The 18,677-nt window shown below is 67.7% G+C and carries 17 protein-coding genes; 14 read left to right on the plus strand and 3 right to left on the minus strand.

Annotation, left to right across the window (positions count from 1 at the left end):
- The first annotated feature begins 19 nt into the window (after positions 1-19).
- From AC1D1W_RS04715 to AC1D1W_RS04740, 6 genes are read left to right on the plus strand one after another with little or no spacing between them, the layout of a single operon-like run.
- Positions 20-1,513 (plus strand): fumarylacetoacetate hydrolase family protein, encoded by a 1,494-nt coding sequence (locus AC1D1W_RS04715; protein WP_476943079.1) that lies wholly within the window; start codon positions 20-22, stop codon positions 1,511-1,513.
- Positions 1,506-2,204 (plus strand): GntR family transcriptional regulator, encoded by a 699-nt coding sequence (locus AC1D1W_RS04720; RefSeq protein ID WP_476943080.1) that lies wholly within the window; start codon positions 1,506-1,508, stop codon positions 2,202-2,204. Before AC1D1W_RS04715 ends, AC1D1W_RS04720 begins: the two co-directional genes overlap by 8 nt.
- 56 nt (positions 2,205-2,260) lie before the next feature.
- Positions 2,261-3,775: a 5-carboxymethyl-2-hydroxymuconate semialdehyde dehydrogenase gene (gene hpaE / locus AC1D1W_RS04725; protein WP_476943081.1), complete on the plus strand. Its 1,515-nt coding sequence runs from the start codon at positions 2,261-2,263 to the stop codon at positions 3,773-3,775.
- A gap of 48 nt (positions 3,776-3,823) precedes the next feature.
- Positions 3,824-4,918: a 3,4-dihydroxyphenylacetate 2,3-dioxygenase gene (gene hpaD / locus AC1D1W_RS04730; protein WP_476943082.1), complete on the plus strand. Its 1,095-nt coding sequence runs from the start codon at positions 3,824-3,826 to the stop codon at positions 4,916-4,918.
- Between the two features lies 1 nt (position 4,919).
- The gene (gene hpaH / locus AC1D1W_RS04735; RefSeq protein WP_243181941.1) at positions 4,920-5,705 is read left to right on the plus strand and encodes a 2-oxo-hept-4-ene-1,7-dioate hydratase; all 786 of its coding nucleotides are present in this window, start codon (positions 4,920-4,922) and stop codon (positions 5,703-5,705) included.
- Complete coding sequence (locus AC1D1W_RS04740) at positions 5,690-6,523, plus strand: aldolase/citrate lyase family protein (RefSeq protein WP_459385539.1); 834 nt, start codon at positions 5,690-5,692, stop codon at positions 6,521-6,523. The genes hpaH and AC1D1W_RS04740 overlap by 16 nt, the downstream gene beginning before the upstream one ends.
- Positions 6,524-6,620: 97 nt before the next feature.
- Here AC1D1W_RS04740 and AC1D1W_RS04745 read toward each other — a convergent pair whose 3' ends face one another.
- Positions 6,621-8,078 carry an amino acid permease gene (locus AC1D1W_RS04745; RefSeq protein WP_476943083.1) on the minus strand — a complete coding sequence of 486 codons (1,458 nt, stop codon included), beginning with the start codon at positions 8,076-8,078 and terminating at the stop codon, positions 6,621-6,623.
- Between the two features lie 269 nt (positions 8,079-8,347).
- On the minus strand, positions 8,348-10,030 hold the full coding sequence (locus tag AC1D1W_RS04750; protein WP_476943084.1) for an ABC-F family ATP-binding cassette domain-containing protein: 1,683 nt from the start codon (positions 10,028-10,030) through the stop codon (positions 8,348-8,350).
- A gap of 193 nt (positions 10,031-10,223) precedes the next feature.
- On the opposite strand from AC1D1W_RS04750, the gene AC1D1W_RS04755 reads away from it, so the two are divergent.
- From AC1D1W_RS04755 to AC1D1W_RS04780, 6 genes are all read left to right on the plus strand, one after another.
- The gene (locus tag AC1D1W_RS04755) at positions 10,224-10,985 is read left to right on the plus strand and encodes a CPBP family intramembrane glutamic endopeptidase (protein WP_243182116.1); all 762 of its coding nucleotides are present in this window, start codon (positions 10,224-10,226) and stop codon (positions 10,983-10,985) included.
- 130 nt (positions 10,986-11,115) lie between these two features.
- Positions 11,116-12,393 carry a S1C family serine protease gene (locus AC1D1W_RS04760; protein WP_243182117.1) on the plus strand — a complete coding sequence of 426 codons (1,278 nt, stop codon included), beginning with the start codon at positions 11,116-11,118 and terminating at the stop codon, positions 12,391-12,393.
- Positions 12,394-12,432: 39 nt separating this feature from the next.
- Entirely contained in the window at positions 12,433-12,873 is a 441-nt protein-coding gene (locus tag AC1D1W_RS04765; protein WP_028276406.1) for a VOC family protein, read from the plus strand.
- A 21-nt stretch (positions 12,874-12,894) separates the two neighbouring features.
- Positions 12,895-13,848, plus strand: a complete 954-nt coding sequence (locus tag AC1D1W_RS04770) for a 1,4-dihydroxy-2-naphthoyl-CoA synthase (RefSeq protein ID WP_243182118.1) — start codon at positions 12,895-12,897, stop codon at positions 13,846-13,848.
- A 23-nt stretch (positions 13,849-13,871) separates the two neighbouring features.
- A complete protein-coding gene (locus tag AC1D1W_RS04775) occupies positions 13,872-15,017 on the plus strand; it encodes an AMP-binding protein (protein ID WP_476943099.1) in 1,146 nt (381 codons plus the stop codon).
- A gap of 73 nt (positions 15,018-15,090) precedes the next feature.
- Positions 15,091-15,972: a 1,4-dihydroxy-2-naphthoate polyprenyltransferase gene (locus AC1D1W_RS04780; RefSeq protein WP_079554823.1), complete on the plus strand. Its 882-nt coding sequence runs from the start codon at positions 15,091-15,093 to the stop codon at positions 15,970-15,972.
- Positions 15,973-16,090: 118 nt separating this feature from the next.
- Here AC1D1W_RS04780 and AC1D1W_RS04785 read toward each other — a convergent pair whose 3' ends face one another.
- On the minus strand, positions 16,091-16,414 hold the full coding sequence (locus tag AC1D1W_RS04785) for a DUF4229 domain-containing protein (protein ID WP_018775060.1): 324 nt from the start codon (positions 16,412-16,414) through the stop codon (positions 16,091-16,093).
- Between the two features lie 129 nt (positions 16,415-16,543).
- On the opposite strand from AC1D1W_RS04785, the gene AC1D1W_RS04790 reads away from it, so the two are divergent.
- Both AC1D1W_RS04790 and AC1D1W_RS04795 read left to right on the plus strand, forming a co-directional pair.
- The gene (locus AC1D1W_RS04790) at positions 16,544-16,972 is read left to right on the plus strand and encodes a PLD nuclease N-terminal domain-containing protein (protein WP_028276410.1); all 429 of its coding nucleotides are present in this window, start codon (positions 16,544-16,546) and stop codon (positions 16,970-16,972) included.
- Between the two features lie 895 nt (positions 16,973-17,867).
- Complete coding sequence (locus tag AC1D1W_RS04795; RefSeq protein ID WP_243182119.1) at positions 17,868-18,380, plus strand: endonuclease domain-containing protein; 513 nt, start codon at positions 17,868-17,870, stop codon at positions 18,378-18,380.
- Positions 18,381-18,677 lie beyond the last annotated feature (297 nt).

The following is an 18,677-nucleotide window of genomic DNA, read 5'->3' on the forward strand; positions in this document are numbered from 1 at the left end:
ACTCGATGAGGAGTAACACTTGGAACAGGTCACCGACCACATCCTGGCCGCGGCCCGCAAGGTCATCGCGGTGCATATCAACTACCCCAGCCGGGCAGCCCAGCGCGGCCGCACACCCGGGCAGCCCTCCTACTTCCTGAAGCCGTCGTCGTCGCTGGCTCTCGGTTCGGCAGCAGCGCCTTCAACCGTGGAGCGCCCGGCCGGCTGCGAACTCCTCGGCTACGAGGGCGAGATCGCCCTGATCATCGGCAAGACCGCCCGCCGCGTGGGCCTCGAGGATGCGTGGAGCCATGTCGAATGGGTCACCGCCAGCAACGACCTCGGCGTCTACGACCTCCGCTACGCGGACAAGGGCTCCAACCTCCGCTCCAAGGGCGGTGACGGGTTCACGCCCGTGGGCCCGGGCCTGATCGCGGCAGACGCCGTCGATCCCGCCAAACTGCGGATCCGCACGTGGCACAACGGTGAACTGGTCCAGGACGACACCACCGGGGACCTGCTGTTCCCGTTCGCCCGGCTCGTGGCCGACCTGTCCCAGCTGCTCACCCTCGAAGAGGGCGACATCATCCTCACCGGCACCCCCGCAGGGGCGTCGGTTGCCACACCGGGCGACGTCGTCGAGGTGGAAGTCAGCGCCGGCGAACTCTCCGCTCTCTCCACGGGCCGGCTGGTCACCCGGGTGTCGGAAGGCACGACGCCGTTCGCGGACTTCGGCGCCCGGCCCAAGACCGATGATCTCCAGCGGGAGGAAGCCTACGGTTCCCGTGAAGCGGCCGGCCTTGCTGCCGCCCAGTCGTCAGGGATGCCGGGCCTGTCCCCGGAGCTGAAGGCCAAACTGGAGTCTGTCTGCACCGCCACCCTGTCCTCCCAGCTGCGCAAGCGTGGCCTGAACAACGTCAGCATCGACGGCCTGACCTCCACCCGCCCGGACAAGCGGATCGTGGGCCTGGCCCGGACCCTGCGCTACGTGCCCAACCGTGAGGACCTGTTCACGACCCACGGTGGCGGCTTCAACGCTCAGAAGAAGGCCATCGACTCCGTCAACGAGGGCGAGATCCTGGTGATGGAGGCCCGCGGCGAAAAGGGCACCGGCACGATCGGGGACATCCTGGCCCTGCGCGCCCAGGTCCGCGGCGCCGCCGCCATCATCACCGACGGTGGCGTCCGCGACTTCACCGCCGTGGCCGCCATGGACATGCCGACCTACTATGCCAACCCGCACCCGGCCGTCCTGGGCCGCCGGCACATCCCCTGGGACACGGACATCACCATCGCCTGCGGCGGCACCACCGTGCAGCCCGGGGACATCATCGTCGCTGACGCAGACGGGATCCTGGTGATCCCGCCGGCCCTCGCCGATGAGCTCGCGGACGACTCCATCGCTCAGGAACGCGAGGAAACCTTCATCGCCGAGATGGTGCAGCAGGGCCACAGCGTGGACGGCCTCTACCCGCTCAACGCCGCCTGGCGGACCCGGTACCAGGAATGGGAAGCAGGCAAAACCCATGACTGACACAACCAGGGCCGCAGCCACGCCGGCAACCTCCGGCAGCAAATCCGAGCAGGCCTACGCCGCCGTCAAGGCCCGGATCGTGGACGGGACCTACTCCCCCGGCTACCGGCTGGTGCTGGCCAAGATCGCCGAGGACCTGGGCGTCAGCGTGGTGCCGGTCCGTGAAGCGATCCGCCGGCTCGAGGCCGAGGGCCTGGTCAAGTTCGAGCGGAATGTCGGCGCCACCGTGTCCGGAATCGACCCCACCGAATACCTCTACACGATGCAGACCCTCAGCATCGTCGAGGGCGCCGCCACGGCACTCTCGGCCCCGCTGATCGGGGCGGCCGACGTGGCCCGCGCCCGGGCCGTCAACGCCGAGATGCGCGAGTGCCTGCAGCACTTCGACCCCGTCCGGTTCACCCGGCTGAACCAGGACTTCCACTCCGTCCTGTTCGAGCACTGCCCCAACCCGCACATCCTGGACCTCGTCCACCGGGGCTGGAACCGGCTCGCATCCCTGCGGTCCTCCACGTTCCGCTTCGTCCCGGGCCGGGCCCACGAATCCGTGGACGAACACGAGGCCCTGCTGCAGCTCATCGAATCCGGCGCCAGCCCGGATGACATCGAAAAGGCCGCCCGCCGGCACCGCAGCGCCACCCTCGACGCGTACCTCGCCCAAACCAACGCGGGGTCACTTAGCGCCCATTGAGGCGCCCGGCATGGGCCGTAAGTGACCCCGCGTTGCACTATCAGTAAGGAAAAACAATGACGTTCACCGCCGCAGAAACCACCACCCACTACGTCCCGCAGGGCCTTCCCACCCACATCCAGCACTACATCAACGGCGAATTCGTCGACTCCGTGGGCGGGGCAACCTTCGATGTCCTGGACCCGGTATCCAACACCAACTACGCCACCGCCGCCGCCGGCCAGAAGGAAGACATCGACCTCGCCGTCGCCGCGGCCCGCGAGGCGTTCACCAACGGCCCATGGCCGAAGATGAAGCCGCGCGAGCGGGCCCGCGTCCTGAACAGGATCGCCGACGCCGTCGAGGCCCAGGAGGCCCGCCTGGCCGAGCTCGAAACGTTCGACACCGGCCTGCCCATCACCCAGGCCAAGGGCCAGGCGCTGCGCGCGGCCGAGAACTTCCGCTTCTTCGCGGACCTGATCGTGGCCCAGTTCGACGACGCCATGAAGGTCCCCGGCGCCCAGATCAACTACGTCAACCGCAAGCCCATCGGCGTCGCCGGGCTCATCACGCCGTGGAACACCCCGTTCATGCTCGAGTCCTGGAAGCTCGCCCCGGCCCTGGCCACCGGCAACACCGTGGTGCTCAAGCCGGCCGAATTCACCCCGCTCTCGGCCTCGCTGTGGGCGACGATCTTCAAGGACGCCGGCCTCCCCGACGGCGTGTTCAACCTCGTCAACGGCCTCGGCGAGGAAGCCGGCGACGCCCTGGTCAAGCACCCGGACGTCCCGCTGATCTCCTTTACCGGCGAAACCACCACCGGCCAGACGATCTTCCGCAACGCCGCGGCCAACCTCAAGGGCCTCTCCATGGAGCTCGGCGGCAAGTCACCGTGCGTCGTGTTCGCCGACGCCGACCTCGACGCCGCGATCGACTCCGCCCTGTTCGGCGTCTTCTCCCTCAACGGCGAACGCTGCACCGCCGGCTCCCGGATCCTGGTGGAGCGCGGCGTGTACGAGGAATTCTGCGACAAGTACGCCGCCCGGGCCAAAAACATCGTGGTCGGGGACCCGCACGACCCCAAGACCGAGGTCGGGGCCCTGGTCCACCCGGAGCACTACGCCAAGGTGGCCTCCTACGTGGAAATCGGCAAGACCGAAGGCCGGCTGCTGGCCGGCGGCGGCCGCCCCGACCACCTGCCCGCAGGCAACTACATCGCCCCCACCGTGTTCGCCGACGTCGCCCCGGACGCGCGGATCTTCCAGGAGGAAATCTTCGGCCCCGTCGTCGCCATCACACCGTTTGATACCGACGACGAAGCCCTCGCCCTGGCGAACAACACCAGGTACGGGCTCGCGGCGTACATCTGGACCCAGAACCTGACCCGCGCGCACAACTTCTCCCAGAACGTCGAGGCCGGCATGGTCTGGCTCAACAGCCACAACGTCCGCGACCTCCGCACCCCGTTCGGCGGCGTCAAGGCCTCCGGCCTGGGCCACGAGGGCGGCTACCGCTCGATCGACTTCTACACCGACCAGCAGGCCGTCCACATCACCCTCGGCACCGTTCACACGCCCAAATTCGGCGCCTAAGTTTCCCGCCGGCGCCACCCAGACCCCTTTCAAAGAAGAGAGAGCACCATGACCAACTTCGTCCCCACCCCCACTGTCCCGGCCCCGGACATCGTCCGCTGCGCCTACCTGGAACTCGTGGTCACGGACCTCGCCAAGTCCCGCCAGTTCTATGTGGACCTGCTGGGCCTGCACGTCACCGAAGAAGACGAAAACACCATCTACCTGCGGTCCCTGGAAGAGTTCATCCACCACAACCTGGTGCTGCGCAAGGGGCCCGTGGCCGCCGCGGCCGCCTTCGCCTACCGGGTGAAGTCGCCGGCAGAGGTGGACGCGGCCGAGGCCTATTACAAGGAACTGGGCTGCCGCACCGAGCGCCGCAAGGAAGGCTTCACCAAGGGCATTGGCGACGCCGTCCGCGTCGAGGATCCGCTGGGCTTCCCCTACGAATTCTTCTACGAGACCGAACACGTCGAGCGCCTCACCCAGCGCTACGACCTCTACTCTGCCGGCGAACTGGTCCGGCTGGACCACTTCAACCAGGTCACCCCGGACGTCCCGCGCGGCCGGGCGTACCTCGAGGACCTGGGCTTCCGCGTCTCCGAGGACATCAAGGACTCCGACGGCGTCACGTACGCCGCGTGGATGCACCGCAAGCAGACTGTGCACGACACCGCCCTGACCGGCGGCAACGGCCCGCGGCTGCACCACATTGCCTTCGCCACGCACGAGAAGCACAACATCATCCAGATCTGCGACAAGATGGGCGCCCTGCGCATCTCGGACCGGATCGAACGCGGCCCCGGCCGGCACGGCGTCTCCAACGCCTTCTACCTCTACATCCTGGACCCGGACGGCCACCGCATCGAGATCTACACCCAGGACTACTACACCGGCGACCCGGACAACCCCACCATCACCTGGGACGTCCACGACAACCAGCGCCGCGACTGGTGGGGCAACCCCGTGGTCCCCTCCTGGTACACCGAAGCCTCCCTGGTCCTGGACCTCGACGGCAACCCCCAGCCCGTGATCGTCCGCGAGGAAAAGAGCGAGATGGCCGTGACCGTGGGCGCCGACGGGTTCTCGTACACCCGCAAGGAAAAGGAAGAGGACGGCTCCGCCGGAGAAGCGACGGGCTTCAAGCTCGGGGCGCAGGTTTAGCGTGCTGGATTCCGCGACGATCGAGGCCATCGCAGACGAACTGCTGGAAGCCGGCCGGAACCGCAAACCGGTCCCCCGCCTGACCACCCGCTACCCGGGGATGACGGTGGAGGACTCCTACGCAGTCCAACGGCTGTGGCGGCGGCGCAACGAGGACGCCGGACGCCGGCTCGTGGGCCGCAAGATCGGCCTCACGTCCAAGGCGATGCAGGCCGCGACCGGCATCACCGAGCCGGACTACGGCGCCATCTTCGATGACATGGTGCTGGAAACCGGCTGCTCCGTGGACTGGGACCGGTACACCCATCCCCGCGTGGAGGTGGAGCTCGCGTTCGTGTTGAAGACCGACCTCGCCGGTCCCGGCTGCACCATCTTCGACGTCCTGACCGCCACGGACTACGTGGTCCCGGCCCTGGAAATCCTGGACTCCCGGATCGAAATGGAGGGCCGGACCATCGTGGACACCATCGCGGACAACGCGGCGATGGGCGCCATGGTGATCGGCGGCAACCCCGTCCGCCCGGACGCCGTGGACCTGCGCTGGGTCTCCGCCATCCTCTACAAGAACCAGACCGTGGAGGAAACCGGCGTCGCGGCAGGGGTCCTGGACCACCCGGCCAACGGCGTGCACTGGCTGGCCAACAAGATTGCCGCCCACGGCGATGGCATGAAAGCCGGCGACATCATCCTCGCCGGCTCCTTCACCCGACCCCTCTGGGTCTACAAGGGTGACACCGTGCACGCCGACTACGGACCCCTGGGGAGCATCACATGCCGCTTCGAGTAGAACCCGACGCAACCTTCAAGCACGCCCTGCGCAACCAAACCGGCGCTGCCGGCCGGCCGCTGGCCGGGATGTGGGTGTGTTCGGGCAGTCCCCTGGTGGCTGAGCTTTGCGCCGGGTCCGGCCTGGACTGGCTCCTGATCGACGCCGAGCACAGCCCGAACGGCCTCGAATCCATCCTGGCCCAACTGCAGGCCGTGCACGGCTACCCGGTCCATCCGGTGGTCCGGCCGCCGGTGAATGACACGGTGCTCATCAAGCAGTACCTGGACCTGGGCGTCCAGAACCTGCTGATCCCCATGGTGAACTCGGCAGCCGAGGCGGAGGCCGCCGTGGCCGCCACCCGCTACCCGCCCCACGGCGTCCGCGGGGTGGGCTCGGCCCTTGCCCGGGCCGCGCGCTGGAACCGGATCCCGGACTACCTCGCCCGCGCCTCCGACACCGTCAGCGTCACGGTCCAGATTGAATCCGAAGCCGCGGTTGCCGCTGTGGAGAACATCCTGGCGGTGGAGGGCGTGGACGCGATCTTCCTGGGGCCCTCCGACCTCGCCGCCTCCATGGGCCTGTTGGGCCAGCAGGAACACCCACGGGTGCGCGCCGCCGTCGAACACTGCCTTGCCGCCGCCACAGCGGCCGGAAAGCCTGCCGGCGTGAACGCCTTCAACCCGTCAACGGCCCGTGGCTACATGGCCGCCGGCGCGGCGTTCGTTCTGGTGGGGGCCGACGTGTCCATCCTGGCCCGCGGCTCCGAGGCCCTCGCCGCCGACTTCATCCCACCGGACGCGGTGGCTGAGCCCGGCGGCACCCCCGCCAGCTACTGAAGGCTCTCCGCATTATGCGCGGTTAAACGCGACGGCGGCAGCCACCTTGCCAGGTGGCTGCCGCCGTCGCGTTTCTGCGTGCCGGGACCGGTGGGGCTCAGCTGTAGAGCTCGCTCTTGGGCGCGTTGTTCTTGACCTTCTGCCAGCCCAGCCACAGCACCAGGGCGAAGAACGGAACGGTCGCCAGGGTCCACAGGCCCAGGTGGAAGACCTCGCCGGTCTTGCTGGTCATGGTGTCGAAGCCGATCAGCACGGTGATGGCCAGCAGTGCGACCAGCCCGGCCCAGCTGGTCCACGGCGAGCCCGGCATGGGCAGGCTGGAGACGCGGCCCTTCTGGTGGCGCAGCGCGATCTGGCTGGCGAAGATGGCGCCCCACGTGAAGATCACGCCTATCGAGGCGGTGTTCAGCGCGAGGTCGAAGGCGTGCGAGCCGCCCAGCCAGATGTTCAGCATGATGCCCACGAGGTAGAAAGCGGCGATCGCAAGGATGGCCGCGTACGGCACGTGGCGCTTGGACATCTTGGTGAGCCACTGCGGGGCATGCCCGTTGTTGGCCATCGTGCGGAAGACACGGCCGATCGAGTACAGGCCCGAGTTGCAGGAGGACAGCGCGGCGGTGATGACGATCATGTTCATCACGTCGCCCACCCAGCCGAGGCCCATCTGGCCAAACACGGTGACGAACGGGGACACGCCGGCCTTGTACTGGTCGGAGGGCAGCAGCATGGCCAGCAGCAGTACGGAACCGACGTAGAACACCACAATGCGCAGTACGACGGCGCGGATCGCCTTGGGCACTTCGCGCTTGGCGTTCTGCATCTCGCCTGCGGTGATACCGACGAGTTCGATGCCGTTGTAGGCGAAGATCACGGCGTTGAGCACGAGGACCATGACGAGGGCGCCCTTGGGGAACATTCCGCCGTCGTCGGCGAAGAGGTTGGTCACGGAGGCGTGGCCCGTGCCGACCTTGGCGTTGGTGACCACCATGAAGGTGCCAACGGCCAGGAAGATCAGGATGGCGCCGACCTTGAGGCAGGACGCCCAGAATTCAAACTCGCCGAACGCCTTGACGCTGAGCAGGTTGACGGCCACGAGCAGCGCGAGGGCGGCAATCGCGGAGGCTTCCACCGGCACGTTGGGGAAGAAGAACTGGAAGTACAGGCCGATCGCGATCAGTTCGGCGATCCCGGTCATGCCCCAGTTGATGAAGTACATCCAGCCGGAGAGGAAGGCGCCCTTCTTGCCGAACATTTCGCCGGCGTAGCTGACGAAGGAGCCCGAGGTCTGGCGGTACATGATGAGCTCGCCCAGTGCCCGCATGAGCAGGTAGGCGATCACGCCGGCGATGGCGTAGGAGAAGATCAGCGCCGGGCCCGTGGAGGCCAGGCGTCCGCCGGCGCCCATGAACAGGCCGACGCCGATCGCGCCGCCCATCGAGATCATCGTTACGTGGCGCCCGCTCAGGGTCTTCTTATAGCCCTCGGCGCTGAGGGTCGAGTCGACGGCGGATTCCGCGGGCGCGCTCTGGAGTTCTGTGGGGGTAATTGATGGCACAACGGTTCCTTGTAGGTCGGATTATGGCCGGGACGGGACCGGGATTCGGTTACATTCCATTCGGGTTTCTGCCCGGTGGGACAGCAAGATGTACCGAACCCCACAAGGAGTCAAACCCTCGCGCGGCTCATCCATCGTACTGGAATTCCCGGACCGGCCGTGACGCGGGCAACAGCAGTCAGGCGCTATGCCTAATTAATGACACCTAATCCGTCAAATGGCCGAATAATGTTCTATTTGAACCGCGCCAGCTCCGGCGAATCGTTCTGCTACGCCAGGGCGCCGTCCCGCATCGTGTACCGGAGCCAGTTCCCGGCGCCGTTTCCGTGCCCGGTTTCCTGCCTGGCGCCGTGCCTTGTTTCTCGGCTCGTTCCTCGCCTGGCGCAGGTGCTGAACCACTCACCCAGCGCGCGGTCGTGGCTGACCATGACCAGTGTCCCCGCGAACTCAGACAGGGCCGCTTCAAGCTGTTCCACCAGCACGGGCGCCAGGTGGTTGGTGGGCTCGTCCACCAGCATCGTCCCGAACCCGCCCAGCAGGAGCCGGGCCAGCGCCAGCCTGCGTTGCTGCCCCGCGGAAAGGCTGCCCACCGGCACGTGGAATTCGCTGGTCCGGAAGAGCCCCAGGCGCAGCAGCGCCTCGGCGTGCTCATCGATGTTGCCGCCCAGGCCCGCGGCAGAGGCGGGCAGGAGTCGCAGTCCCGGGCGCTGCGGGAGTTCCAACTCCTGCTGCAGGTAGCCGATCCGGCCGTGCCTGACCACTTTGCCCTGGGCCGGTTCCAGCGTGCCGGCGAGGACGGAGAGCAGCGTGGACTTCCCGGCACCGTTGGGGCCCGTAATGAGGATCTTCTGGCCGGCTTCCACCCGGAAGTCCGTGGGTGCCAGCCGGCCGGGCACCGCGACCCCCTTCGCCTCGAGCGCCGGGCCAACAGCTACGTCCGCCCGCAGATCCGTTGCCAGTTTCAGGGGCACCGGGGGACGGTCTATGGGGTTTGCCTCCAGCCGGCGCAGACGCTCCTGGGCGTTGCGGACCTTGCTGGTGGCCGCCTTCTGCCACGTGCCGGCCTTGAAGTCGAACCCCATCTTGTCGCCGTCGCGCTGGCGGGCGTAGCCCATCTTGCCGGCAACCGTGTCCGCCTGGAGCCGTTCGGCCGCCATCGCGTCCAGCCACCCGTGGTACTGCTGTGCCCAGCGCTGGCGCTCGGCAGCCTTCTCGCGCAGGTAGCCCTCGTAGCCGTTGCCATACCGGTTGACCGACCGGCGCTCGGCGTCGACCTCAATCACGGTTGAGGCCACTTTGCGCAGCAGCACGCGGTCGTGGGAGACCACCACCACCGTGCCGCGGTGCGCGGCCAGCCGCGCCTCCAGCCAGGCCGTGCCGGACGCGTCCAGGTGGTTGGTGGGTTCGTCCAGGAGCAAAATGTCGGCGGGATCGGCGAGAACGCAGGCCAGCGCCACCCGTTCCTGTTCCCCGCCGGAGAGCGAGCCCAGTGTCCGCATCCGGTCCAGCCCGCCCAGGCCGAGCCTGTCCAGCGCCGCTTCCACCCGGGATTCCGCGGCGTAGCCTTCCCGGAGCTGGTACTGCGTCTGCAGGTTTCCGTAGCGCTCCAGTTCGTCCGCTTCCGCGCCGGCCAGCCCGTCCTCCAGGCGGTCCAGCTCGGCCTCCAGCGCGCGGAGCGATTCCAGTGCGGCATCGATCGCGTCGCTGACAGTGAACTGCTCCGGCAGGCCATGGGTCTGGGCGAGGTAGCCCACGCGGCCGTGGCTGACGGACGTGCCCTCGTCCGGGGCCTCGAATCCGGCCAGGATCCGCAGCAGCGTCGATTTGCCCGCGCCGTTTTCGCCGACGATCGCCACATGTTCGCCAGCCGTGATGGCAACGTCGACGCCGGCAAAGAGCTGGCGGTCCCCATAGCCGTGGGATACGCCCGAAAGGCGGAGATGTTCGCTCAAGGAGTCCTCGCAGTAGGTGCCAGCCTGCCCGACGGCGGCTTGCGTCCTCAGTATGGCACCGCCGGCCGTCACTGGGCACGGAGGCCCTGAGGCCCTGGGCACTGAGGCGGGTGCCGCCGTCGGGCGCCAGGTCTGCGATGGCGCCGCGGATCAGCTGGACCGCGTCCTCCTGCCTCGGCGCTAGGCTGGGGGCATGGGCACAGCTCTCCGTACACCACCCGCGCCGCAGCCGGAGCTTTACCGGTTCTCCCCGCTGGATTTCATCACTGTTGGACTCTATGTTGCCGTGGCCGGTCTATTCGCTGTGGCGGGCAGCCTGCTGGAGCCGCTGCTGCTGCAGATATCGCCCAATCCTGCGGTGGCGTCCTACGCGGTGAACCTGATCTTCTACGCAACGGTCGGCGTCCTTGCCCTGACCGCCGCGCGGCATGTTGCGGTCCGCGATCTCCGCGTCCTTGCCACAAGGCCCTGGTTCACGGCCCTGATGGTGCCGCTGACCGTCGTGGCGATGCTCATCCTCACCGCGGTTCTCGTGGCCCTCAGCGGACCGGTGCAGACCTCCGCCAACCAGGCCGGCCTTCAGGCGCTCATGCAGCAGGTCCCGGTCTGGCTCATGGTGCCGCTGCTGGTGCTGGTCGGCCCGTTCGTCGAGGAGTACATTTTCCGCCATTTGCTGATCGGCAAGCTGAGCCGCCGGGTCAACCTCTGGGTCTGCTGCATCATGTCCGTGGTCCTGTTCGCGACCCTGCACATCGTGGGCCAGGAGCAAATGACCCTGCAGGTGCTGATGCCGTACCTCGCCATGGGCGCCGTCCTGGTGTTCGTGTACGTCTGGACCGGGAAGAACGTGATGTTCTCCTACTTCGTCCACGCCTCCAAGAACCTCCTGGCGGTCATCTTCATCTACGCCATTCCGCCCGAGGTGCTTGAACAGCTGCAGCAAGTGCAGGGGTAACCGAAGCAAGGCGGCGACGCATGGCACCCGGCTCCCCTCTGGTTGTTCGCCGGCGCATGCGTTATCTTGAGGGCACTTCGCGATGGTTTGGGAGGGCTGGAGCGGCAACCTTGTATTGGGGAGGACTGCCATGAAAGCCCACGCCCACCGAATGTTCGCACTCCCGGCAGCTGCGGCGATGACGACACTTCTCGCGCTGAGCGGCTGCGTGTCCCTTCCCGGCGCCGCACCGACTGCACCGGCTGCACCGGCCACCCCAACGGCCACGTCTGCAGCGCCGGCGACCCCGCCGCCAACCAGCCAGGCGGCCGTCACAGCACCAGACCCGGTCGCTACCGGAAGCCGACAGCCGGGCGGGTGGGCCGGCACCGTCGCGAGTGTCCGCTCCGGAGTAGCAAAGATCAACGTCACGCTGTGCGACGCCGGCGGCGTCGGTACCGGTTTCCTCATCGAGAATGACCTCATCGTCACCGCCGCACACGTCGTGAAGGACCAAGCCGCCATCAGCATCAGCCTCGGAACAGAAATCTCGAGCGCGCAGGTACTTGGAATTGATGAGGCGGCCGACCTTGCCCTTTTGCGCACCGCCCGMCCGGTCAGCGGCCACATCTTCGACTTCGTCAGCGCTCCCCCGGCACTGGGCGAAGACGTGGCGGCGCTGGGCTTTCCCCTGGACGCCGACCTGACCTTCACCGCGGGACGCGTCAGCGGACTGAACCGGGAGCAGACAATCGGCGCAAGAACGGTCAGCAACCTGATCCAGACCGACGCCGCCATCAATCCTGGAAACAGCGGCGGCCCGTTGCTGACCATGGACGGCAAGGTGGCAGGAGTCGTGAGCTCCAAGCGGGCCTGGGTTTTCGGTGCAGGCAGCGAAGGTAACTACAGTGCCGAGGGCACGGCCTTCGCTGTGGATGCCCGCAAGGCTGTCCTCGCCGTCGAGAGCTGGAAGAACCGCACCACTTCGCTGTCCCCGACAAGCTGCGGCCTGCCGGCACCGGCAGACACCAGCGCGATAGACGTTACGGTGAATTCCGATCACCCGCAGGCCGCCAACATCACCCAGAGCCTGGTATTTCATGGCCAGTCCATCAACCGCGGCGCATACGACCTCGCGTTCGCCATACTGACACCCGAGATGCAGGACCGGATGGGTGGACTCGTGACATGGCGGGAGGGGCTCGGCTCGTCGTTCTGGCGCACGCTGGAGGTCGAGGACGTATCCGCTGCCGGGCCCGATCTCACGGCGTCCGTCCGGCTGAGGACCGTTCAGGACGCGCAGCACGGTCCCGACGGGCAGTCCTGCTCGGAATGGAAGCTCGACTACCTGATGACCTGGGATGGATCGATCTGGCGGATCGCGGACTCCCTTACGCCGCAAGGGCCTCCGGTGCCTTGCGGCGCCTGAACCCTACCGCCGCAGGCCGCGACGTCGTAGGTTCTTCCCATGACACTGAAAATCCAGATAGTCGTCGACTGCAAAAACCCGCACGAGCTCGCCGACTGGTGGGCCGAAACCCTGGAATGGGCCGTGGAGCCGCAGGATGAGGCTTTCATCCACTCCATGATCGAGCAGGGCTTCGCGACGGAGGCGGAGACCACCACGCACCGGGGCAAGCTCGTGTGGCGCGAGGGCGCCGCGATCCGCCCGCCCGAGGAACTCGACGCCAAAGCGCCCGCCCACCGCGTTTTGTTCCAGATTGTCCCGGAGGAAAAGACGGTCAAGAACCGGGTCCATTGGGACGTGCGGCTCGCGGGAGGGGACAAGGACGCCGTGCGGGCGGCCCTTGAAGCGCGCGGCGCCACGTTCCTCTGGTCCGCCAACCAGGGGCCGCATTCCTGGCACACCATGGCGGACCCGGAAGGCAACGAGTTCTGCATCAGCTGACGCGATTACTAGACTCGGACTGTGAGCAACGAAATCCCCGCCAAGGTATCCGACGTCTTTGACCCCTCCCGGTGGCGCACCGTGTCCGGTTTCGACGACTTCCAGGACATGACCTACCACCGGCAGGTGGAGCGCTCCGCCGACGGGACGGTGGTCCGGGACCTGCCCACCGTCCGCATCGCCTTCGACCGTCCCGAGGTCCGCAATGCCTTCCGGCCCGGCACCGTGGACGAGCTCTACCGCGCCATGGACCACGCCCGGATGACCCCGGACGTGGCCACAGTCCTGCTCACCGGCAACGGCCCCTCCCCCAAGGACGGCGGCCACTCGTTCTGCTCGGGCGGGGACCAGAGGATCCGCGGCCGCGACGGGTACCGGTACGCACAGGGCGAAACGACGGAATCCATCGATCCCGCCCGCGCCGGCCGGCTGCACATCCTGGAAGTCCAGCGGCTCATGCGCACCATGCCCAAGGTGGTCATCGCCGTCGTCAACGGCTGGGCAGCCGGCGGCGGGCACTCCCTCCACGTGGTCTCGGACCTCACCATCGCTTCCCGCGAGCACGGCAAGTTCAAGCAGACCGACGCCACCGTGGGAAGCTTCGACGCCGGCTACGGCTCGGCCCTCCTGGCCCGCCAGATCGGCCAGAAGTCCGCCCGGGAAATCTTCTTCCTGGCCCGTGAATATTCGGCCGAGGACATGGTCCGGTTGGGCGCCGTGAACGAGGCCGTGGAGCACGAACGCCTCGAGGAGGTCGCCCTGGAGTACGCCGCCGACATTGCCCGGCAGTCCCCGCAGGCCATCCGCATGCTCAAGTTCGCGTTCAACCTGGCCGACGACGGCCTGGCCGGCCAGCAGGTCTTCGCCGGCGAGGCGACCCGCCTGGCGTACATGACGGACGAGGCCGTGGAGGGCAAGGAAGCCTTCCTTGAGAAGCGCGATCCCGACTGGTCCGCTTTCCCGTACTACTTCTAAGGCGCGCTGTGACTTCCGGAGCCATGAACATCGAGCCTGCGCTCAAGGCGCTGGCTGCTGCCCTCCACGGCGAGGGACCCGCCGTCGAACTCTCCGCCGGGCCGGACGGCTCGCCGGTGCTGGGATTCCCCGACACGGCCGGCATCGAGGACGCGGCCGTCGTGGTCCGGACCTCCGGGTCCACCGGCACGCCGAAGGCGACCGTCCTGACCGTCGATGCCCTGGCGGCCTCGTCTGTGGCGACAGCCTTTGCGCTCAAGGGCGAGGGCCAGTGGCTGCTGGCCCTTCCCGTCCAGTATGTTGCCGGCGTCCAGGTGCTGGTCCGCTCGCTCTTTGCCGGGACCCGCCCGTGGGTCATGGACCTGTCCGGCGGTTTTACGCCGGAGGCCTTCACCGCCGCGGCGCTGGAGCTCACGGACAAGCTCCGCTTCACCTCGCTGGTGCCCACTCAGCTCCAGCGCCTGCTGGACGCACCCTCCGCCGAGACGCTGGCGGTGCTGCGGCGCTTCAACGCCGTCCTGCTCGGCGGCGGACCCGCGTCCGCGGAGCTGCTCGACACCGCCCGGGACGCCGGCGTGCGGGTGGTGACCACCTACGGCTCGTCCGAGACCTGCGGCGGGTGCGTGTACGACGGTTTCCCGCTCGAGGACGTCCTGGTCCGGGTGGAGGACGACGGCCGCATCCTGCTGGGCGGGCCAACCATTGCCGCCGGCTATCTTCAGGCCCCAGAGCTCTCGGCAGTGGCGTTCATCGAAGCCGACGGCGTCCGCTGGTACCGGACCAATGACCTCGGTGAACTGGACGCCGACGGCCGGCTCACCGTGCTCGGCCGGGCCGACGACGTCGTCATCACCGGCGGCGTCAAAGTTTCCGCCGCCCATGTCCAGGCTGAGCTGGAAAAGCTCGACGGCGTGCGGGCGGCTTTTGTCGCCGGCGTGCCGTCCGCAGAGTGGGGCCACGCCCTGGCCGCGTACGTCGCAGTGGCCGACAGTTCCCCGGAAGGGCTCGCGGCGTTCGCCGACCGCCGGAACCAGACCTGGGCACCGTCGCTCGGCGCACTGGCCCCGAAAACAGTGTTGCCCGCCGCGGAACTGCTCATGCTGCCCAACGGGAAACCGGACCGGCTGGGCATGACGGTCCTGCTGGACGCCCTCCATCAGGGAAAATAGACAAGCGCTTCCGGCTTCCGGCCGGCAACTCAAACCACCAACGAGCATTCAACCAACCAACGAGGTACTGACCGTGGCCACAGCCGCACAATGGATCCAAGGCGCCCGACTGCGCACCCTGCCGGCCGCAATCGCACCGGTGCTGATCGGCAGCGCAGCCGCCTACGAGATGGATTCGTTCATCCTGCTGAACGCCGTGCTGGCCGCCCTGGTCGCCCTGCTCCTGCAGATCGGCGTCAACTACGCCAACGACTACTCGGACGGGATCCGGGGCACGGATGAGGACCGGGTGGGTCCGCTCCGACTGGTGGGCTCGGGCGCGGCCAGCCCGGAGCACGTCAAACGGGCCGCGTTCGCGGCGTTCGGGCTGGCGATGCTGTTCGGCCTGATCCTCGTGATCATCACGCAGGCCTGGTGGCTGATCCTGGTCGGCGTCGGCTGCGTGCTGGCCGCCTGGGGCTATACCGGCGGCAAGAACCCGTACGGCTACCTCGGCCTGGGCGACGTCTTCGTGTTTGTGTTCTTCGGCCTCGTCGCAACGCTGGGCACCACGTACACCCAGGCGGGGCAGCTGAGCCTGGCCGCGATCATCGGTGCGATCGGCACGGGGCTGATCGCGTGCGCCCTGCTGATGGCCAACAACGTCCGCGACATCCCGACCGACAGGAAGGCGGGGAAGAAGACCCTGGCCGTTCGGCTCGGGGACAAGCATGCGCGCGAAAGCTATGTGCTGATGCTGGCCGTCGCGATCCTGCTGGTCATCGTCCTGGCCCCCGCCCGGCCATGGATGCTGATCGTGCTCCTGCTGATCCCCGCCAGCCTCATGCCGTCCTGGCTGATGATCGCCGGGCGGCGCCGCAAGAGCCTTATCCCGGTCCTGAAGCAGACCGGACTAATCAACCTCGGCTTCGCCGCCTTGTTTTCACTCGGGCTCGTCCTCAGCCACGGCTTCTAAGCCTGGGCTTTGAGCCGCGGTCTCCCGGGGCTCCCCGGGGCGGCAGGGGACCAGCCCGGGGGCTCTGAGCCGCGGTCTCCCGGGGCTCCCCGGGGCTGCAGGGGACGAACCCGGGGGCTCAGGCCCCCGGTTGCCGGGAATCTTTGGGGCGGTTGTCCGTGCGGACGGCAATGTCGGGGTTCTCGTCCACGAGGCGGTCTTCGGCCTCGGCGTCGGCCACTTCGCCTGCGCTGCGCATCGGCTTGGCCTTGCCCGAGAACCGGTGGTGGAGCGTTGCGGTGGCCGCGTCGCGCTGCTTCTGGAAGAACAGGAAGCTGACGGCGAAGGACATCATTCCGGCGCACAGGGCGGCCAGGAGCACTCCCAGCTGCAGGTAGAGAAAGAGCGCAAACAAGGGCGCAAACAGCGCGAGTCGAATAAGGGTGTATTTGAGGAAAGCCACGCCTCAAGTTTAGCCGCCAGGACGGCGCGCTGCTTCGGCTATCCCGCTCCCCTCGTCCGCGGTCCCGGCAGCCAGCACCCGGGCATAGTGACCGGCGCCGTCGAGGCGCCCGACGGCTAGACTGAAGATATGCTCCGTGTAGTGGTTCCGATCGTCATACTGGCCGTGTTTGTCTATGGACTGGTGGACCTCATCCGCACTGACGCGCGGCTGACCAGGGGCATCTCCAAGACCGCCTGGATTTTCGTGCAGGTCCTCCTCCCCGTGGTCGGCGCCACCCTGTGGTTTCTCATGGGACGCCCCCGCGCCACGGACACCGCACCGGTCGCGTACAGCCACCCGGTAGCGCCCGATGACGACCCCGAATTCCTGCGCAACCTTGAGATCCGCCACCGCAACCAGGCCGAGGCCGACAGGCTCAAGAAGCTCAAGGAAGAACTTGACGCCAAGGACCGCAAGCACGACGCCGGCAACGCGGAAGCCGGCGGCAGCGAAGGCGCCGGCGGTGCCCACGAACCCGGCGACGCCGGAACGCCCGGCACCGACGAGGTCAAGTAACAGTCACGTAGCAGTCCAGTAGCACCGTTCCGTGCATCCATCTGCGGCCGTTCGCCCCAGATGGCCGGAATCCCACGCTCTTAGCGGCCATCTCCGGCAAATGGCCGCCACGGGAAAACAGCTGCCCCTCATTCGCGCCAGCCCCTGCTGCCCACACCACCTCTGGCCATTGTGTACGCGCACCAGGCCCAGACGCCCCATTCCCATCTCCGGCCGTCCCCCGTCACACCCCGGGCATCCAACTGCGGCCGTTCGCCGCAGATGGCCGGAATCCCACGCTCTTAGCGGCCATCTCCGGCAAATGGCCGCCCCTCATCCGCGACCGCCCCTGCTGCCCACACCGGCCACTCCTCCCCCACACCCTGCCCGCGCTGTGGATAACCTGCAAGCCCCTTCGGCGCGGGCGCAGAATGCCCGTATGCGCCCGCCCAGTGAGCTCCCCCCGCATCTTCGAAACCAGCCCTTCACTGTGGCCGAGGCCCGCACTGCCGGGGTGGGGCGACGACGGACCCGGGCCAGGGATCTCGTCAGCCCCTGTTACGGGGTGCGCGCCACGGCCGCCACCCCGGACAGTCTGCTGAAACGTGTGCATGCCCTGACTGCCGTGACGGGCGCAATCGTGAGCCACCTGTCTGCGGCAGTGTTGTGGGGATTTCCCCTGCCGCAGGCCTTGGAGAACCTGGCTGTCATCCATCTGACGAGTCGGCCGGGCCAGCGGGCGGTGCGACATAAGAATGTGGTGGGCCATCAGCAGGCACTCGAACCGGAGGAGATCGTAGCTGGGGTGAGGGTTAGCTGCACCTCCCCACTGCGGACGTGGTTCGATCTCGCAGGCATACTAGGCCTCGATGACTTGGTGATCGCCGGGGATTTCCWGCTGCGGCGGAGAAATTCATTGACCACGATCCATGAGCTGGACGCGTTCCTCGCCGGGAAGCAAGGCAGGGCGGGCTACCGGCGGGCTATGCAGGCCCGGTCCCTGATACGCGCCGACACGGACTCCCCCAAAGAGACCGAACTCCGGCTGCTCCTGATTCGGCATGGCCTGCCCGAACCCGCAATCAACCTCCCGATGTTCGATGAGACCGGCGGCTGGATCCAGGACCCGGACCTCGCCTACGAAGAAGAAAAGATCGCGATTCAGTACGACGGCGGGCATCACGCCAGTCCGGCCCAGCGTCGCAGCGACATCTTCCGGGATGAGAACGCCAGGGATGCCGGGTGGCGCGTCGTCGTCTTGACCCAATGGCACTTGACCCCGCCCGGCCCTGGGATGGAGCCTGCCGCGGCTACCCGGGTGCGTGCGGCGCTGCTGGAGCGCGGCTGGACTCCCGGCCCAGGCCCGAAGCCCGGGCAACGTCACCGTGCCCGCCCCCAACCGCTCCCACCTGACACAGATGGCCGCTAGTCACGGGGCATAGAGGCCATCTGTGGCAAATCGAGAGAGAGCGGGCCCGCGCAGCCCCGGAAACACCCGCCCGAGGCCCGCAGCCATGCCCAGCGCGCCCAGCTGCCAGCACGCAGATGCCCGCCACGCCACGCCATGCCGCACTGCCATAATCGCCGTGCAGCGCACCAATCTGACGCGGATGGCCGCTAAGCGCCTCGGCTTAGCGGCCATCTGTGGCGAATCGATGGGGGGCGGGCCCGCGCAGCCCCGGAAACACCCGCCCGAAGCCCCTCAGCCATGCCCAGCGCGCCCAGC

The sequence above is a fragment of the Arthrobacter sp. P1_B4 genome (genome assembly GCF_056406555.1).

Coding starts and splice junctions, on each gene's coding strand:
- hpaE (WP_476943081.1), top strand. CDS start 2,261: ATGACGTTCACCGCCGCAGAAACCACCACCCACTACGTCCCGCAGGGC.
- AC1D1W_RS04755 (WP_243182116.1), top strand. CDS start 10,224: ATGGGCACAGCTCTCCGTACACCACCCGCGCCGCAGCCGGAGCTTTAC.
- AC1D1W_RS04720 (WP_476943080.1), top strand. CDS start 1,506: ATGACTGACACAACCAGGGCCGCAGCCACGCCGGCAACCTCCGGCAGC.
- AC1D1W_RS04740 (WP_459385539.1), top strand. CDS start 5,690: ATGCCGCTTCGAGTAGAACCCGACGCAACCTTCAAGCACGCCCTGCGC.
- AC1D1W_RS04765 (WP_028276406.1), top strand. CDS start 12,433: ATGACACTGAAAATCCAGATAGTCGTCGACTGCAAAAACCCGCACGAG.
- hpaD (WP_476943082.1), top strand. CDS start 3,824: ATGACCAACTTCGTCCCCACCCCCACTGTCCCGGCCCCGGACATCGTC.
- AC1D1W_RS04790 (WP_028276410.1), top strand. CDS start 16,544: ATGCTCCGTGTAGTGGTTCCGATCGTCATACTGGCCGTGTTTGTCTAT.
- AC1D1W_RS04775 (WP_476943099.1), top strand. CDS start 13,872: ATGAACATCGAGCCTGCGCTCAAGGCGCTGGCTGCTGCCCTCCACGGC.